This window comes from uncultured Vibrio sp. (genome assembly GCF_947488985.1).
Taxonomy (GTDB): domain Bacteria; phylum Pseudomonadota; class Gammaproteobacteria; order Enterobacterales; family Vibrionaceae; genus Vibrio.
In genome coordinates, this window is record NZ_CANLBV010000022.1 from 1 (window position 1) to 15,562 (window position 15,562).

At 44.1% G+C, this 15,562-nt stretch carries 16 protein-coding genes; 10 read left to right on the top strand and 6 right to left on the bottom strand.

The features are described 5' to 3' along the window. Window positions 1-67 precede the first annotated feature (67 nt). The gene (locus Q1A70_RS07260) at window positions 68-994 is read right to left on the bottom strand and encodes a D-2-hydroxyacid dehydrogenase (RefSeq protein WP_299688414.1); all 927 of its coding nucleotides are present in this window, start codon (window positions 992-994) and stop codon (window positions 68-70) included. A gap of 71 nt (window positions 995-1,065) precedes the next feature. Between Q1A70_RS07260 and Q1A70_RS07265 the strand changes: the two genes are divergently transcribed. Then, window positions 1,066-1,653, top strand: coding sequence for a DUF416 family protein (locus tag Q1A70_RS07265; RefSeq protein ID WP_299688417.1), 588 nt, complete (start codon window positions 1,066-1,068; stop codon window positions 1,651-1,653). Window positions 1,654-1,735: 82 nt separating this feature from the next. On the opposite strand, the gene Q1A70_RS07270 is transcribed toward Q1A70_RS07265, so the two are convergent. After that, entirely contained in the window at window positions 1,736-2,869 is a 1,134-nt protein-coding gene (locus tag Q1A70_RS07270; protein ID WP_299688420.1) for a hemolysin family protein, read from the bottom strand. A 270-nt stretch (window positions 2,870-3,139) separates the two neighbouring features. On the opposite strand from Q1A70_RS07270, the gene hupA reads away from it, so the two are divergent. Both hupA and Q1A70_RS07280 read left to right on the top strand, forming a co-directional pair. Continuing rightward, window positions 3,140-3,412, top strand: coding sequence for a nucleoid-associated protein HU-alpha (gene hupA / locus Q1A70_RS07275; protein WP_004729753.1), 273 nt, complete (start codon window positions 3,140-3,142; stop codon window positions 3,410-3,412). A 46-nt stretch (window positions 3,413-3,458) separates the two neighbouring features. Further along, a complete protein-coding gene (locus Q1A70_RS07280; protein ID WP_299688425.1) occupies window positions 3,459-4,157 on the top strand; it encodes a DUF1481 domain-containing protein in 699 nt (232 codons plus the stop codon). A 167-nt stretch (window positions 4,158-4,324) separates the two neighbouring features. On the opposite strand, the gene purD is transcribed toward Q1A70_RS07280, so the two are convergent. Both purD and purH read right to left on the bottom strand, forming a co-directional pair. After that, window positions 4,325-5,614, bottom strand: coding sequence for a phosphoribosylamine--glycine ligase (gene purD / locus Q1A70_RS07285; protein WP_299688428.1), 1,290 nt, complete (start codon window positions 5,612-5,614; stop codon window positions 4,325-4,327). Window positions 5,615-5,897: 283 nt separating this feature from the next. Then, window positions 5,898-7,490, bottom strand: a complete 1,593-nt coding sequence (gene purH, locus Q1A70_RS07290; RefSeq protein WP_299688430.1) for a bifunctional phosphoribosylaminoimidazolecarboxamide formyltransferase/IMP cyclohydrolase — start codon at window positions 7,488-7,490, stop codon at window positions 5,898-5,900. Between the two features lie 325 nt (window positions 7,491-7,815). Between purH and zntR the strand changes: the two genes are divergently transcribed. The 7 genes from zntR (at window position 7,816) to Q1A70_RS07325 (ending at window position 13,834) form a co-directional block, all read left to right on the top strand. Further along, on the top strand, window positions 7,816-8,247 hold the full coding sequence (zntR, locus tag Q1A70_RS07295) for a Zn(2+)-responsive transcriptional regulator (RefSeq protein ID WP_299688433.1): 432 nt from the start codon (window positions 7,816-7,818) through the stop codon (window positions 8,245-8,247). Window positions 8,248-8,689: 442 nt separating this feature from the next. Beyond that, on the top strand, window positions 8,690-9,892 hold the full coding sequence (locus Q1A70_RS07300; RefSeq protein WP_299688437.1) for a site-specific integrase: 1,203 nt from the start codon (window positions 8,690-8,692) through the stop codon (window positions 9,890-9,892). Next, window positions 9,892-10,473 (top strand): hypothetical protein, encoded by a 582-nt coding sequence (locus Q1A70_RS07305; RefSeq protein WP_299688439.1) that lies wholly within the window; start codon window positions 9,892-9,894, stop codon window positions 10,471-10,473. The genes Q1A70_RS07300 and Q1A70_RS07305 overlap by 1 nt, the downstream gene beginning before the upstream one ends. Before the next feature lie 122 nt (window positions 10,474-10,595). Next, window positions 10,596-10,736 carry an AlpA family phage regulatory protein gene (locus Q1A70_RS07310; protein ID WP_299688544.1) on the top strand — a complete coding sequence of 47 codons (141 nt, stop codon included), beginning with the start codon at window positions 10,596-10,598 and terminating at the stop codon, window positions 10,734-10,736. 263 nt (window positions 10,737-10,999) lie between these two features. Continuing rightward, window positions 11,000-12,772 carry a DUF5906 domain-containing protein gene (locus Q1A70_RS07315; RefSeq protein ID WP_299688442.1) on the top strand — a complete coding sequence of 591 codons (1,773 nt, stop codon included), beginning with the start codon at window positions 11,000-11,002 and terminating at the stop codon, window positions 12,770-12,772. Window positions 12,773-13,081: 309 nt separating this feature from the next. Further along, the gene (locus Q1A70_RS07320) at window positions 13,082-13,402 is read left to right on the top strand and encodes a hypothetical protein (RefSeq protein WP_299688445.1); all 321 of its coding nucleotides are present in this window, start codon (window positions 13,082-13,084) and stop codon (window positions 13,400-13,402) included. Between the two features lie 297 nt (window positions 13,403-13,699). Then, window positions 13,700-13,834 (top strand): hypothetical protein, encoded by a 135-nt coding sequence (locus Q1A70_RS07325; RefSeq protein ID WP_299688448.1) that lies wholly within the window; start codon window positions 13,700-13,702, stop codon window positions 13,832-13,834. Between the two features lie 337 nt (window positions 13,835-14,171). Here Q1A70_RS07325 and fis read toward each other — a convergent pair whose 3' ends face one another. Both fis and dusB read right to left on the bottom strand, forming a co-directional pair. Then, window positions 14,172-14,468, bottom strand: coding sequence for a DNA-binding transcriptional regulator Fis (gene fis / locus Q1A70_RS07330; protein WP_004729744.1), 297 nt, complete (start codon window positions 14,466-14,468; stop codon window positions 14,172-14,174). Between the two features lie 23 nt (window positions 14,469-14,491). Beyond that, window positions 14,492-15,460 carry a tRNA dihydrouridine synthase DusB gene (gene dusB, locus Q1A70_RS07335; protein ID WP_299688452.1) on the bottom strand — a complete coding sequence of 323 codons (969 nt, stop codon included), beginning with the start codon at window positions 15,458-15,460 and terminating at the stop codon, window positions 14,492-14,494. Window positions 15,461-15,562 lie beyond the last annotated feature (102 nt).

Consider the following 15,562-nt stretch of genomic DNA (forward strand, 5'->3'; position numbering starts at 1 on the left):
GCATTCATGTTGATGTGGCTACCGATGTATTGTTGAACGCGAAATGTACAGCAAAGATCAACACGCCCTAGTAACCTTTATCAAAATTGATGACATGATTAAGTGTAAAGCCATCTCGCCACTGTTGGTAATTCTCTACGAAGATCTCGACCACTTGTCTTGGCTCACTGAGTGCAGCGATGTGTGGCGTAATCGTCACTTGCGGTAGTTTCCAGAAAGGGTGATCTTGCGGAAGGGGCTCGCTTTCAAATACGTCTAAAAATGCGTGTTCTACCCATCGGTTTTTAATAGCTAACAGTAAAGCTTTGTTGTCGATGCTTTCCCCTCTGCCGACATTAAACAGCAGCACATTAGAGCAGTAACTTAACGTGGTTTGGTTCAACAGCTGATAGGTTTCAACGGTTGATGGCAAGGTGTTGACCACAATATCGGCCTGCTTGAGGGCAGCCTTTATTTCATTGATGTGGAAGGTCTCTTTAAAGGTTTCTTGTTTGGATGGGATGCCTGTACGATTGACACCTATGGTATGAATACCAAAAGCCGCTGCGGTTTTTGCCAAATGACTGCCGATCGAACCTGTTCCTAAAATCACCATGGTTTTGTCAGTTAGGCTAGAATAAAGCTGAGGCTGCCAGTTTCGTTGCTGTTGTTGCTGGTGGTAATGAGGAAAGTGTCTAAAGTGGCTGATTGCGTAACCTAAAACGTATTCTGCGATAGCCGGGCCAAAGATGCCTTTGACATTGGTTAGCGTATAGTCCTGACGCAGATCCGGCTGAGTGAGTTTATTGATTCCAGCATAGGTACTCTGTAACCAGTCTAGCTCTTTAAACTCGCCGAGGTGCTCTGCGATTAGAGGCGGTGACGCCAAGACAATCTTTGCTGATTCGGGGTTTTGAGTGATTTCTAGGTCAGGTAGATCGTGGTTGAGTATCAGTTGTGTATAGGTATCGTCATGCTCAGTAGCAATATAGAGCTTATTCGTAAAATTGTTCATCGGCTTACCTTTTCCCCCCAGTATTTATCAAGTACACTTTCGATGTCTTTTTCTGCAATTATTGAGTGACTATGCTTCAGAATCCACTGCAGGTTCGTCTTGAAAAGTTAGAACCTTGGCAACAAATTACCTTTATGGCGTGTCTATGTGAGCGTATGTACCCTAACTATGCCATGTTTTGTGAGAATACAGAATTTGCGGAAGCTCGAATCTATCGTGATGTTTTGGATAGCATTTGGGAAATCCTAACGGTGAAAACGGCAAAGGTGAACTTTGAGCGTCAACTCGAGAAAGTGGAAGAGCTATTCCCTAGCGCAGATGATTTCGATTTCTATGGCGTATACCCAGCAATGGACGCATGCCAAGGCTTAGCGACGTTGATTCATGGCCTGCTTGATCGTGAACATATGTTGGAAGCGGTAATTAAAGTCAGTCAACAATCAGTGAAGACGGTTGCTGAACTTGAGTTTGCTCAAGGTGCTGAAGAAGTGACGAACGAAAACCAGAAAGAAAACGAAGCGGTGTGTGAAGAGTGGGACGTTCAGTGGGCCATTTTCCGACCTCTACGTGAAACGACTGAGCGTGACCTAGAGCTGATCAAAGATCTACGTCATGAACTGCGTGAAGATCCCGTCAGTAATATTGGTGTCTCGCTATAATTGGCTATCGCACGACAGCATAAATAAAAAAACAAAGGCTCCCGGTGGAGCCTTTGTTGTATCTGGCGATATCAAATTTAGATTAAGCGTCTTTTTTGTCTTGGTTCTGCGCTTTGTCTTTCGATGCGTCGTTCTCTGATGGGGTTTCTTCCTCTAGCTCGTCCTCGTCATCGCGGTTTTCGATAACACCGTGTGTTTCTTTCCACTTCTCCCAACGTTGGAACGCCAGTTCTTGCATGTCAGTCGTCTTATCCGCCTCGTCGACAATCTCTTCGCCCACTAGGTGTTCAAAAATATCTTCTAGGGTGATGATCCCCTGAATGGTGCCGTACTCATCCACAACTAAAGACAGTTGCAGGCGGTTCGCCATCATCTGGTCAAAGGCCTTAGCCAAGCCCATGTTGTTCAGCAACACATGGATAGGGCGCATTACTTCACCCAAGGCTTTTTCTCCACTACCAGCTTGCTGCAATCTGAACAGCTCTAAGCGGTGGACAAAACCGATGATATTGTCACTCTGCTCACTGTAGACCAGTGGGCGAGAGAATGGCGTGTCTTTGTGTTTCTCTAGGAAGGTATTGACGCTCATTTCCGCATCGACACGGAATACTACAGGCCGTGGCGTCATGATCTGAGTAACGGGTACATCTTGAATGCCCAATAGGTTGCTCAGGATCTTTGATTCGCCTTCTGCAAACTCACCACTCTCTTTTGCCAGAATGGCCATCGCAGATAGTTCATCACGCATTTTTGGCGCTTGGTGGCCTCGAGCAAGGCGTTTAGTGATCTGTTCTGAGAACCAGACAAACGGTGTCAGCAGGAATACCATCCAGCGTAATACGGTTGATGCTGCTGGAGCGAGTTGACGCCAGTAAGTGGCACCAATGGTTTTTGGCACAATCTCAGACAAGACTAAAATACCGAGCGTTAACACGGCAGAGAAAACACCTAGCCATTGGCTGCCAAAAACGACAGCCGCTTGTGCACCTGCGGTTGCCGCGCCGATAGTATGTGCGATGGTGTTGAGCGTTAAAATGGACGCTAGTGGGCGGTCTATGTCTGTTTTCAGTTTATCTAATGAGCCTGCTGCAGGGTGTCCATTTTGTTTGAGTTGAGCAATGTAGCTTGGACTAATACTCAACAGTACAGCTTCCAAAACGGAACAAATGAAAGAAATTCCAATGGCAATGGAGACGTAAATAGTTAGCAGCAGCATGTTTGCCCTTAAATTAAATTGTACGCTTTATCAGCGATTCAACGTCGATTATAGAGAATAACTAGTAGCTAGGTCACCATTAATTTTACTCTCCAGCCCTTTTAAATAAGGGCTTGCCTAGGATAATCAGTAACAAATTGTGAGTTATTACTCATATTATGGCTAAAACTGCGGCATTAGAGCTAAAGAACGGCGACAAACCTTTGCCAGATAGGGCATTTATGTTTTAGAGTAAATTGAATTCAAAAATACAAAGAAGGGAAACCTAAAATGAACAAGACTCAATTAATCGACTTTATTGCTGAAAAAGCGGACCTTTCTAAAGCACAAGCTAAAGCTGCTCTAGAAGCGACTCTTGGTGGTGTAACGGATGCTCTTAAAGATGGCGATCAAGTTCAGCTAATTGGTTTTGGTACTTTCAAAGTAAATCACCGTGCCGCTCGCACGGGTCGTAACCCAAAAACTGGTGATGAGATTCAAATCGCTGCTGCAAACGTTCCAGCATTTGTTGCAGGTAAAGCGCTGAAAGATTCAGTGAAATAATCTAAACTGTGCCGAGGTAATCGCAACTCACCTCGGTACAGGTTTTATGAAAAAAGCATTTCTTCTCGCTCCACTCTTATCAACACTTCTTGTTGGCTGTTCTTCAACCAGCCCGCGCGCCAACCTAGAGCAATTTGAGACCTATACCGGCGGCCAAGTTATGGGCGACGCGACCAGCTTCTATTGGGTTACCAACAAACTTACGCAACCTTACACCTCAGCGGATTATGTGACGGTAGGGGATTACGGTTGGTATCAAACAGACTATGCTTGGTCATCAGGGATATTACGTGAATTTGTCCGTGAAGGAGAGCAGCGCAATTCATCAAATGAGTTGGTTTCTTATCGCGTTCATGTGCGTTTCAACCAATCTGGCGAGGCTGTTTATCAACATTATCGTCTTAATAGCAAAATCTTACCTATTCAAGCAAAGCAGCTTGCCAATTATCAGAAAGAAGCGACCTCGGTTTTAGAGACCACAAGTAAGCAGAATGATGAAGGTCTGAAGCTGATTCAGGGTTACTGGGATGGCAGCTCTTTTGAGGCGTGCTCTGGCCGTGAGTTTGACCGCTTTGAGTTTAACCAGACCTTACCGAGCTTTGTGATTGACCGATTGGCGTCAGTTGAAAGCTACGCAGCCTTGCTTGGCCGTGATTCACTTAGAAAGGTGAGCGTTGAAGAATTATTGATGCTGGCTGATGACAGCTATGATTGTGTCGTTAGGCCATCACTGTTGAAAGAATAGCGAGCAATCAAGGATTGAGAGTATTTGGCCTGCTGTAGGCCAAGTACTGGTTTGTCTGTACAGGTACAGATTCCTAGAAAGATTGAGTAATAAAAAAGGCGCCTATCGAGGCACCCTTGTTGTTATTTACTTACTGTTATTGGAAAGTAAGCGAGTAACACTATTGATTACTGCTCTTGCTCGCGCGCAATCGCACGGTAACCAATGTCATTGCGGTGGAACATACCATTCCAGTTAACTTGCTTCGTCAACGCGTAAGCGCGCTCTTGAGCTTCAGAAACCGTGTTACCCAGTGCAGTAGCACAAAGAACGCGACCACCGTTTGTCACCACGTCGCCAGCTTCGTTATTTTTGGTACCCGCGTGGAACACTTTTTGGCCTTCAACTTCGGTAGTTGGTAGTGAAATAACGTCACCTTTTGCGTAGTCAGCAGGGTAACCGCCAGCTGCAAGAACAACACCAATTGAAGCGCGTGGATCCCACTTCGATTCTGCTTGGTCCAGTTTCTCGTCGATAGCCATTAGGCAAAGCTCAACCAGATCCGATTCCATGCGCATCATGATTGGTTGCGTTTCAGGGTCGCCGAAGCGGCAGTTGTATTCGATAACTTTCGGAGTACCGTCAGCGTCGATCATTAGGCCAGCGTAAAGGAAGCCTGTGTAAGGTGCGCCTTCAGCGTCCATACCACGTACCGTTGGGTAGATAACTTCTTCAAGGATACGGTTGTGGATTTCAGGTGTTACCACTGGAGCTGGAGAGTAAGCACCCATGCCGCCCGTGTTAGGGCCAGTGTCCTTGTCGCCAACACGTTTGTGGTCTTGGCTGGTGGCCATAGGCAGTACGCTAGCGCCGTCAACCATTACAATGAAGCTTGCTTCTTCGCCTTCTAGGAACTCTTCGATAACCACGCGGCTGCCTGCTTCGCCAAATGCGTTGCCTGCTAGCATATCTTTGATTGCATTTTCAGCTTCTTCAAGAGTCATCGCAACGATAACGCCTTTACCAGCCGCAAGGCCGTCAGCTTTAACTACGATTGGCGCACCTTGCTCACGAACGTAAGCGATAGCTGGCTCAATATCAGTGAAGTTTGCGTAAGAACCCGTTGGGATGTCGTGACGAGCTAGGAAGTCTTTAGTGAATGCTTTAGAGCCTTCCAGCTGTGCTGCCGCTTGAGTAGGGCCAAAGATAGGCAGACCGACTTCGCGGAATGCGTCAACCACACCAATAACGAGTGGCGCTTCAGGGCCAACGATAGTCAGTTCGATTTTTTTCTCTTGAGCAAACGCGACTAAACCTGCGATGTCTTCAACGCCGATGTTTACATTCTCAAGTTTCGGCTCAAGTGCAGTACCTGCGTTGCCTGGAGCGATGAAGACTGTTTCAACGTTTGGGTTTTGTGCTGCTTTCCAACCTAAAGCGTGCTCACGACCGCCTGCACCAATAATCAATACATTCATGTTTTAAAATCCTTATAGCTGCTTCAGAACCTTTATTTCTGTGTCAAACATGCTCACTTATAGTCATAAGCTCCGCGTGTTTTCCTTGAACTAAAGTCACTGACTTGCTCTACGTATTTCAAATATCGGAATATTTAAAAAAACAAAATTATAAGTTTTGCTCAAAGTAGTTGGTGATGTGGCTAGGCAGCAATTGAGCCCATCCCCGGTCACATAGCTCGCTATGTGACCGGGGTGGGCGAAAGCAGCTAACGACGCCACAGTGCCAAATACGAAGAGGAAATTAGTGGCGGAAGTGACGCATGCCTGTAAAGATCATCGCCATGCCGTGCTCGTCTGCTGCTGCGATAACTTCGTCATCACGCATAGAGCCGCCCGGTTGGATAACACACTTAATGCCCGCTTCAGCTGCCGCGTCGATACCGTCACGGAATGGGAAGAATGCATCTGATGCCATTACACAACCTTCAACCTGTAGACCTTCGTCTGCAGCTTTGATGCCTGCAATTTTCGCAGAGTAAACGCGGCTCATTTGGCCTGCGCCTACACCGATAGTCATGTCACCTTTCGAGTAAACGATAGCGTTAGATTTCACGTACTTCGCTACTTTCCAGCAGAATAGGGCATCTTTTAGCTCTTCAGCCGTTGGTTGACGCTTAGAAACGACTTTAAGGTCATCTTCAGACACCATGCCTTGGTCACGGTCTTGAACTAGCAAGCCACCGTTAACGCGTTTCACGTCAAAACCAGTTGTCTTAGTTGTCCACTCGCCACACTCAAGTAGGCGAAGGTTTTTCTTAGCCGCTACGATTTCTACTGCTTCAGCAGAAACAGAAGGTGCAATGATAACTTCAACGAATTGACGCTCAGTGATAGCCGTTGCTGTTGCTGCGTCTAGTTCACGGTTGAATGCGATGATGCCGCCAAATGCAGACGTTGGGTCTGTTTTGAACGCGCGGTCGTAAGCTTCTAGGATGTCTTTGCCTAGCGCTACACCACATGGGTTAGCGTGTTTAACGATAACACATGCTGGCTCGTCAAATTCTTTCACACACTCAAGAGCGGCGTCAGTATCAGCGATGTTGTTGTAAGATAGTGCTTTACCTTGGATTTGACGAGCGGTAGAAACGGATGCTTCTTCTGGATTTGCTTCAACGTAGAATGCGGCTGCTTGGTGGCTGTTCTCACCGTAGCGCATGTCTTGTTTTTTCTCGAACTGTTGGTTGAACGTGCGAGGGAATTTGCTTTCTTCGTCACCCTCTTTGTTCTCGCCGTAGCTAGGAACCATAGTGCCGAAGTAGTTTGCGATCATACCGTCGTAAGATGCTGTGTGCTCGAATGCTGCGATAGCTAGGTCGAAGCGAGTTTCTAGTGTTAGAGATTTCTCGTTCGCGTCCATTTCCGCGATAACACGGTCGTAGTCGTGAGCGTTCACAACTATAGTCACGTCTTTGTGGTTTTTCGCTGCAGAGCGAACCATTGTTGGACCACCGATGTCGATGTTCTCAACAGCATCAGCAAGCGTACAGCCTTCTTTGGCAACGGTTTCTGCGAATGGGTATAGGTTTACAACAACCATATCGATAGGGTTGATACCGTGAGTTTCCATCACGTCATCGTCTTGGCCGCGACGGCCTAGAACACCACCATGAACTTTTGGATGCAGAGTCTTAACACGGCCGTCCATCATTTCTGGGAAACCAGTGTAGTCAGATACTTCTGTAACAGAGATGCCTTTTTCAGCAAGCAGGCGAGCAGTGCCACCGGTAGATAGGATATCTACACCACGGTTAGCAAGAGCTTGTGCAAATTCAACGATACCAGTTTTGTCTGATACGCTGATTAGAGCGCGGCGAATTGGACGAGCGTTATTCATGCTTCCATCTTCCTCAAATTCATGGGGTTAAAATAAAGATATTTGCCAAAAAAGAACTTGTTTCTATCTTCTTAGCGTGGATTATCTTAGATACCAGTAAGAGATAAAATATTGGCCAGTTTTGGTAAAGACCTTTTGGGTTTGTCTTATGATCTCGCTATAAGATAACCAACTCCAAATTTGATGGCGCAGATTCTAACTAATTTATTACAAAAAAGCTCGCGCAATCGTTTGGCATCTCAAAAATAATTATGAAAAGTGCCATTTCAGCCTGAAAAGTAACGATAAGGTTAATTGTGGAATGGACGAAGGAATAGGAAAAAACATGTTTCAGATCGGTGAATTAGCGAAACGATGCGGCGTGACAGCCGATACCTTGCGATTTTATGAGAAGAATAATCTGATTGTGCCAGCCAGTCGCAGTGAGTCGGGTTATCGTCTCTATGATGAAAATAACCAGAAACAGGTGACCTTTATTCTCAAATCCAAAGAGTTGGGGCTGAGTTTGGATGAGATTAAAGAATTGCTCGAGATTCGCTTGGAAGCGACGCAGCACAGTTGCGCCGAAGTGAAGTCGATTACCACAGCGAAACTGGAGATGATCGATGAGAAGATTACTGAGCTCACTAAAATTAGCACCGCGCTTAAAAAAATTAATGATGCATGTTGTGGCCACATAGATGACAACGCTAGCCATTGTTCAATCCTAGCAGCGCTAGACTCAGCCAATGTTGATAAAGGGCACTGCTGTAGCTAACAGGTGCTGTGGTGAAGAGAAAGACGCTTTCACGCGACTCACTTTATCCATAACTCAATCGACCAGCCAAAAAAAAGCCAAACTCAATTAATGAGTCTGGCTTTCAGTTCAATTAATTACGAAAGAACGATTAGTTCATGCCGTATTATCAAATAAGCCATTACTCTCAAACTCATCATATCCCACTTTAGTTCACCTAATGCCCCTTGCAGCAACGGTTTACTATCCTATTGTGTCTCACCTTCTCCCATAATATTCTCAGATGTATCAGTAATTGTGTGGTATTTGCTGTGGTAGCTAATTCCTATCACTGGTAAGTTTCAAAACAATTCTAATATTTAATATGACTCTTATGACTCTTATGACCAACCCTTATGTAGCAAGGGCTGAGAGGCGTCATAAGACTTGTTTTTCTTATGACGGACAATGAAAGGCTTATGACATGGCAATTAGTGACAGCAAGCTAAAAGCACTCAACGGAAAGAAACACGACAACGCTAACCCTATAAAGATTGCAGACCGAGACGGGCTTTACGCGTTCCACTACAAAACAGGGAAAGTTTCGTTTGTACTTCGCTATAGATACAACAGAAAGCAATACGAATTAAAACTAGGCTCCTATCCCGCAACATCACTACTAGAAGCGAGAACGGCAGCTACCGAGCATCAAAAGCATTTAGATAAAGGTTTAGATCCAAAGGTGCAAGCACAACTCCAACGAGAAAAGACACTGGAAGCGGTAACGGTCAGGGATGCTCTCGAGCACTGGATAGATAATGATGCAGTTAAAAAACGTGCAAACTTTGAAAAGCACCGAGCTCAATTCAAAAAGCATATATACCCGTTCATTGGTCGTTTGCCTTTAGAGCTGTGTGAAACGCGGCATTGGGTTCAAGTCTTTGACGATATTACCAATGGAACGCACTCTCGCCCCGCCCCAAAAGCAAGCGGGTATATTCTTCAAAATGCGAAACAAGCCCTTAGATTTTGCCGAAACCGCCAGTTTGCTTATTCGACAGCACTGGAAGACTTAAACATTGCTGATATTGGCGAACACCAAAATAAAAAAGATCGCGTTTTGTCGTGGCCTGAGCTTATGGAGGCTTGGAAATGGTGTGATAACGGGAAAAACCATTGGTACTACAGAAATCTAGTTCGTTTATTGGTTGTTTTTGGCTGTAGAACCCAAGAGCTGCGTTTATCAAAAATCAAAGAATGGGATTTAGATTCGATGCTTTGGACTGTTCCGAAATCTAACAGCAAAACGGGTTCTGAAATTAAGCGCCCAATCCCGATAGAGCTAGAAAGTGTTATTCGGACGCTAGTTGAAAACTCAAAAAATGAATTTCTGTTGGGTGAAGAAAAACGACCAGAGGCCGTATCTGCTTATGGTGCAGGAATTAGCAAAAAGCTAGGTCATGAAAAGTGGAATCTACATGATTTACGCAGAAGTTTTGCTACCTACCTAAATGATATGGAGATAGAGCCTTATGTGGTTGAGCAGATGCTAGGGCACGCCTTAGGTGGGGTGATGGCTATCTACAACAGATCGCAGCATATAGAGAAAAAAAGAGCAGCTTTAGAGCTTTGGTTATCAAAACTAACTGACACAGAACAAGGGTCAAATGTAGTGGGGTTTAAATAATGGCGCGTCCTAAATTTGATGGAAAAACATGGCTTTATGCGCTTTGTAAAAAAGAAGCTGTCGAGCGATGGCTGAATGATGAGTTTAAACCATGGAGTCCTAGAGATGGTATTGGGGAAGGTAAATATTTATTAGAAGGGGATGAACGTGGAGCTAAGGACGCACTATCCAAGCTAATGCGAGGGGTAAATCCTTTCAAGCCAATTCCTTTGAACTACACCAGGCGTGATTATATTAAAAAATTAGAGCCTGCTTATAAATGTCTATATAGCCTCTATCGGGGAGAGCGGAAAACTCACCTACTAGATAAATACGGAAAGCAACACACAACGGCATTAGATGAATGGCTTGTTTCACATTTGTCTGGTGAGTTTGGCTTGTCCCGATCCGGCGGAGAAGACTCAGAATTTATGAGTAATTTTTTACGAAGATTCGCGCCCGGTACTCCAACAGAAAGGACTAACGCGGACCTCGTGGAATTAATGCTTGTGTTGTTAGAGAACGGCGGAGCTCCCTATCAGTTTGGCAGCATAAAGCTATGTGAGGACAGCGAGTGGCCGATAAACAGAATTAAAAATTAGTTTTCCTGTTTATTGCTTGAGTGAAAACTCAAATATTATTTATTTCATATCTCAGGGCGTACCAACAAAAGGCAAGAGTAATGAATACAGAAAAACTACTTACATATGCAGACCTTTGTCCAATGCTAAATCGAAGTTACAAAAGCATTTGGCGATGGGTACAGAATGGCACGTTTCCACAACCTGTTAAGCACCTTGGCCGTACAATTGGTTGGAAGCAATTGGATGTTGAAAACTGGATTAAAGAAAGTAGTGAATCTTAGGTTAGATAATCACTAATGAATTAATCTTTATTTTTAAGTTATTGATTATTAATTGAAGTTATTGATTTTTTGGATTTAAAAAGGAAGTAACTACCATGTTAAATACCAAAAACTTTGAATTTATTGAATGAACGAAGTCAATAAAGCGGCAGAAAGAAAAAACGCCCAACAAATAAATGTTGAGCGTCCTTAAAAAATCATTGGCTAACGGTAGATTCCAGCAAGATTCGAACCATTAGCCAACGCTAAGAGTATAGAAAATTATGGCTAAAAACGCACGGACTTCCATAAGTTGCGAGCAGCGAAAGTTTGAAAAGGCTATACATGATGGCATTTGCCTAGACGTGAATATTGCATTTGGTGACGCTAAACAAATCGACTTAGACTTAATACAGGATGAGCACTATAAGCTAGTGATATCAACCTATGTAGACTTATTTGAGTACCCACACGCTCGCCCAACAGGGCAGGATGTAGCAAAGGAAATTCAAATTAAACTCATCCAAAGCGGCATGGCTACGGAGGATGCGGAGCGCATAGCTGACAGGGTCGAAGACTTTCACGGTATAGAGCCGGATACAGTTTTAATCAGGCGAGCACTAAAAGGGCTAAGAACGGACACCGCTGCACCTACGTACTTACACGAAATTAGCGAAAGCGCTCATCCTGTAGCTTATGACGCACTGCTTATCCTTTGTAGGGAATCTACAGGGGCAACGGTTTTAAGTGAAATTACTCCTGAAATTATTTCTATTTTCAATTCTACGCATTCTGTTGTTTTGCATGGAAGTAAAACGCTTATTTGTGAAAGAGCCACCGATCATAAAGGGGAGGTTAATTACACTTTCTCAAGACCAGAGGACAAAAAGCAATTTTATGGAAATATGAATTTTTCATATCAGCAAGGCGAACAGACAAAGAAAGGTAATTGTTGGTCTGTCTGGATGAGGGATTTGTCACGAAATACTTATCACGGTGTAGTGTTCGACCCGTCCGGACGCGCTAGCAATCGTTTTTTAAATATGTGGCAAGGTTTTGCGGTTAAACCCGCCGATGGTGACGATCTCCTAGACCGGATTATGTGGCATTTAAAGCACGTTATATGCTGCGGGAATGACGATCATTTTAAGTTTTTATTGGCGTGGATGGCTCACCTGATCCAAAAGCCTGAGGAAAAAAGTGGTATTTGTGTCGCTCTAAAATCAGACGCAAGGGGAACAGGTAAAAGCACCGTATCTAGGCTGTTAAGTCGATTACTGGGGCAGCACGCAATCACAGTGCAGGATTCTAAGCATTTACTGGGGGCATTTAATAGCCATTTAGCTAACAAGCTGTTAGTGACGATTGAGGAGGCATTTTGGAGTGGATCACCTAAGGATGCCGGCAAGATAAGAACATTAATCACTGAGAGCACGATATCTATTGAGGCAAAAGGAAAGGACGCTATTGAGGTCGACAGCTTTCACCGCTTTTTAATGATTACTAACAATGATTGGGTAGTGCCTCAAACTGCTAATGAAAGACGCTTTTTTGTGTTGGAGGTTTCGGACGAAAAGGCCAATAACCGCGATTATTTCAAGCCGCTTAATGCTGACATTGAAGATGAGCAAACCATGGGGCAGTTGTTGAACTTCCTACAAGATTACGATTTATCGAGCTTCGATTTAAGAAAAGCTCCAAGGACAGAGGCGACACAGCAACAAGTTATGGAGTCGCTAGAACCACATGAGGAATGGCTGTCTGGAATCCTAGAAAATGGCGAAATAATTGACGGGAACCAGTCATACGATCTTGAGGATGGGGCAATCGTTCCCAAAGGCAGCTTTTTTGAATCTTATACAGGGTATTGTCAGAAATTGAGTGTTTCAGGCCATCGAATAATAAACGAGAAAAAGCTAGGGCGGTACCTGATTGGGACAGTGAACTTGATCGATGGAGGAAGGCCTACAATCAACGGTAAGCGTACAACCTGTTACAAAGTGCCATTGCTAGAAGAAATGAAAAGCGCATTTGAAAGGGCTTATGAGTACCAATAATTGAGAGCGGGTAAATTGATTATGAGTGATGTTGGATTTGACCCGCTTTACGATCATGGGTGGAGAAAAATCTTTTAAAAATAGCGAAATGGGAATATCAACCCTATGAGGTTAGGAATGTAAAAAGGCTGATTTTTAGAGCCTTAATTCCCATTCTAATAACAAGAATATTGATTTTCAGATAATGAAATGAGCAAAAACGGCAAATATCTCTACACAAACACAGAATATTGATTTTTAAATTAATTATTGCCAACTAACTAAAAGCATTGGTTAGATCTACTGGCAAAAAAACACAGGATTACCATTTTGAAGCTATTAACTATCGAACAAGCGCGAGCAAAAGCAATCTCAGAACTAGCTGCTAAACTGGGCTTTGCTGTTGCTCACAATGTGGATTTGGACGCGCCTTCTCATATGCAGGAAAAAGACTCAAGTCGCGCAAAGGCTGCATTAATTGCAGGAATCGAAAAGCTGATTGAGATTAACGCTCGCGACTTGCTGACTGATCACGTTCACGGTAGCTACCAAGGTCGAATTGCAGAATTAGAGAGTTCGCTAAGGGAGGCAAACAAGAATCACGAAATGGAATTACAGAAGCTAATCGAGGAAGTGGAGGGTTTGAAGTGAGCAAAAAGGACAAGTTACTAGAGCTGCTTAATATGTCAAAGGCCGCTGACGATGCAATTATTCAGATTATGGACGCAAGGCATCCCAATTTCGATTCTAAGGAACTTAAAGGTAAAAAGTTACGGGATTGTGTCGATGAGTACTTAAAAGCCGTATACGAGCGCGCAGGGAGGGAAGAGTTCAACTTAATCATGAATTATCGTGACCCATCTATTAGCACGGGCGGGTTAACTGGAGTTTTACGTAGACTAAAGTAACCGACCCAAGCACAGAAAACCCAAACAAGGAAAATACATCATGAGTAATTCATACCCGCCAAAATCGAGCACTGGAAAAGATATGACCAATCCGGCCTATAAGAAAATGAACGACCACTTAGCCAACTTTTTCCCTAAATCGGTGAAGTCCGTCCCCCCTAAAGAAAAGAGCTAAAATACAAATTATTGAGTTGAGAGAGGCGCTAGGAACGGCGCTTTTTTTGTGCCTGTCATGTTTTGGTCACGTTTCTAATATGACGGGCGTCATAAGAGCGTGTTTTTGAAACCCTTGCTACATAAGGGTTGGTCACATTAGTCACCTTTTCCACCTTATTTTTTGAAAAAAACGCGGGGGATTTTTTTTGATGAGTTTGGGAGGTCGCATGATAAAAATTAATGCGCAGTTTTTAGTGTAAAAAAACGGAATTGGTAGTTTGTGTGGTAGCTATAAAATAAAAAAGCCACTCAGTGAAATGAATGGCCTTTAAAAACAATAACTTATGAATTTTTTATTAATTCATGCCGTATTTTTTAAGTTTCTTGCGAAGAGTACCGCGGTTGATACCCATCATAGTTGCTGCGCGAGTTTGGTTACCGCGAGTGTACTGCATGATGGTGTCTAGTAGTGGCTGTTCAACTTCAGCTAATACTAATTCGTATAACTCGCTGACTTCTTGACCGTTTAATTGAGCAAGGTAGTTTTTCAATGATGCTTTCACTGAATCACGTAGTGGTTTCTGCGTGATTTGGTCTTGTGATGTTACTGTAGTCACTGTCAATGCTTCTGAAGTCAGATTTTGTTCGAACATATTCGGTCTAGCTCTTCTCGTAATTATGGTGCAACGTTATCAAAATAACCTTCTAGCGCCTCAAGTTGCAGATCACCTGCTTCGAGTGCGTTGAAGGTACGGCGAAACTCACTCGCTTGTTCATGCTCTTTTAGATACCAACCCACATGCTTACGAGCGATGCGAGGGCCTAAAAACTCCCCATAGAATTGATGCAGAGCATTAACATGACCAAGCATGATGTCCTTCACTTCCGCAACCGGGAGTGGGGCCATCGTGGTACCGTTTTCCAAATAGTGTAGGATTTCGTTAAAAATCCACGGGCGACCTTGGGCAGGACGACCAATCATCAAAGCGTCAGCGCCGGTGTATTCCAGCACAAACTTCGCTTTTTCCGGGCTATCGATATCACCGTTAGCAATAACCGGAATAGAGACAGCTTGTTTCGCAGCTTTAATGTGTTTGTATTCTGCCTCACCTTTGTACATACAAGCGCGAGTTCTCCCGTGAAGGGCAAGTGCCTGTATGCCGCAGTCTTCGGCTATTTTAGCGATGTGGACACAGTTCCTGTTCTCTGTATCCCAGCCTGTACGAGTCTTTAACGTTACTGGAACGTCGACAGCGTTTACTACGGCTTTCAAGATCTCTTCGATGAGTTCTGGATGCTGCAGTAGGGCAGAGCCCGCAAGCTTCTTATTCACTTTTTTGGCTGGGCAGCCCATGTTGATATCGATGATTTGCGCACCGTTATCGACATTAAATTGCGCAGCTTCGGCCATAAGCTGTGGATCTGCACCAGCGATTTGTACAGAACGAATGCCCGATTCGCCTTCATGTACCATACGCTGCTGAGACTTCGACGTTTTCCAAACCTTAGGATTGGAGGACATCATTTCACTGACTGCCATCCCCGCACCGTAGCGAAGACACAACTCACGGAATGGTCTATCCGTTACGCCAGCCATAGGAGCGACGATTAGATTGTTCTTAAGTTGATAATTTCCGATTTTCAAAACGTCATCACAGTTCTGTACCAGCAAGGGCGCGCATTTTACGCATTTTTTTGCTGCGTGAAAAGACTAATATTTGAGCATTTACAAATTGTTTTTGTAATT

Bases quoted from the DNA above. Each gene is read 5' to 3' on its own strand.
- Q1A70_RS07260 (WP_299688414.1), bottom strand. From the start codon at position 994: ATGAACAATTTTACGAATAAGCTCTATATTGCTACTGAGCATGACGAT.
- Q1A70_RS07265 (WP_299688417.1), top strand. From the start codon at position 1,066: ATGCTTCAGAATCCACTGCAGGTTCGTCTTGAAAAGTTAGAACCTTGG.
- Q1A70_RS07270 (WP_299688420.1), bottom strand. From the start codon at position 2,869: ATGCTGCTGCTAACTATTTACGTCTCCATTGCCATTGGAATTTCTTTC.
- hupA (WP_004729753.1), top strand. From the start codon at position 3,140: ATGAACAAGACTCAATTAATCGACTTTATTGCTGAAAAAGCGGACCTT.
- Q1A70_RS07280 (WP_299688425.1), top strand. From the start codon at position 3,459: ATGAAAAAAGCATTTCTTCTCGCTCCACTCTTATCAACACTTCTTGTT.
- purD (WP_299688428.1), bottom strand. From the start codon at position 5,614: ATGAATGTATTGATTATTGGTGCAGGCGGTCGTGAGCACGCTTTAGGT.
- purH (WP_299688430.1), bottom strand. From the start codon at position 7,490: ATGAATAACGCTCGTCCAATTCGCCGCGCTCTAATCAGCGTATCAGAC.
- zntR (WP_299688433.1), top strand. From the start codon at position 7,816: ATGTTTCAGATCGGTGAATTAGCGAAACGATGCGGCGTGACAGCCGAT.
- Q1A70_RS07300 (WP_299688437.1), top strand. From the start codon at position 8,690: ATGGCAATTAGTGACAGCAAGCTAAAAGCACTCAACGGAAAGAAACAC.
- Q1A70_RS07305 (WP_299688439.1), top strand. From the start codon at position 9,892: ATGGCGCGTCCTAAATTTGATGGAAAAACATGGCTTTATGCGCTTTGT.
- Q1A70_RS07310 (WP_299688544.1), top strand. From the start codon at position 10,596: ATGCTAAATCGAAGTTACAAAAGCATTTGGCGATGGGTACAGAATGGC.
- Q1A70_RS07315 (WP_299688442.1), top strand. From the start codon at position 11,000: ATGGCTAAAAACGCACGGACTTCCATAAGTTGCGAGCAGCGAAAGTTT.
- Q1A70_RS07325 (WP_299688448.1), top strand. From the start codon at position 13,700: ATGAGTAATTCATACCCGCCAAAATCGAGCACTGGAAAAGATATGACC.
- fis (WP_004729744.1), bottom strand. From the start codon at position 14,468: ATGTTCGAACAAAATCTGACTTCAGAAGCATTGACAGTGACTACAGTA.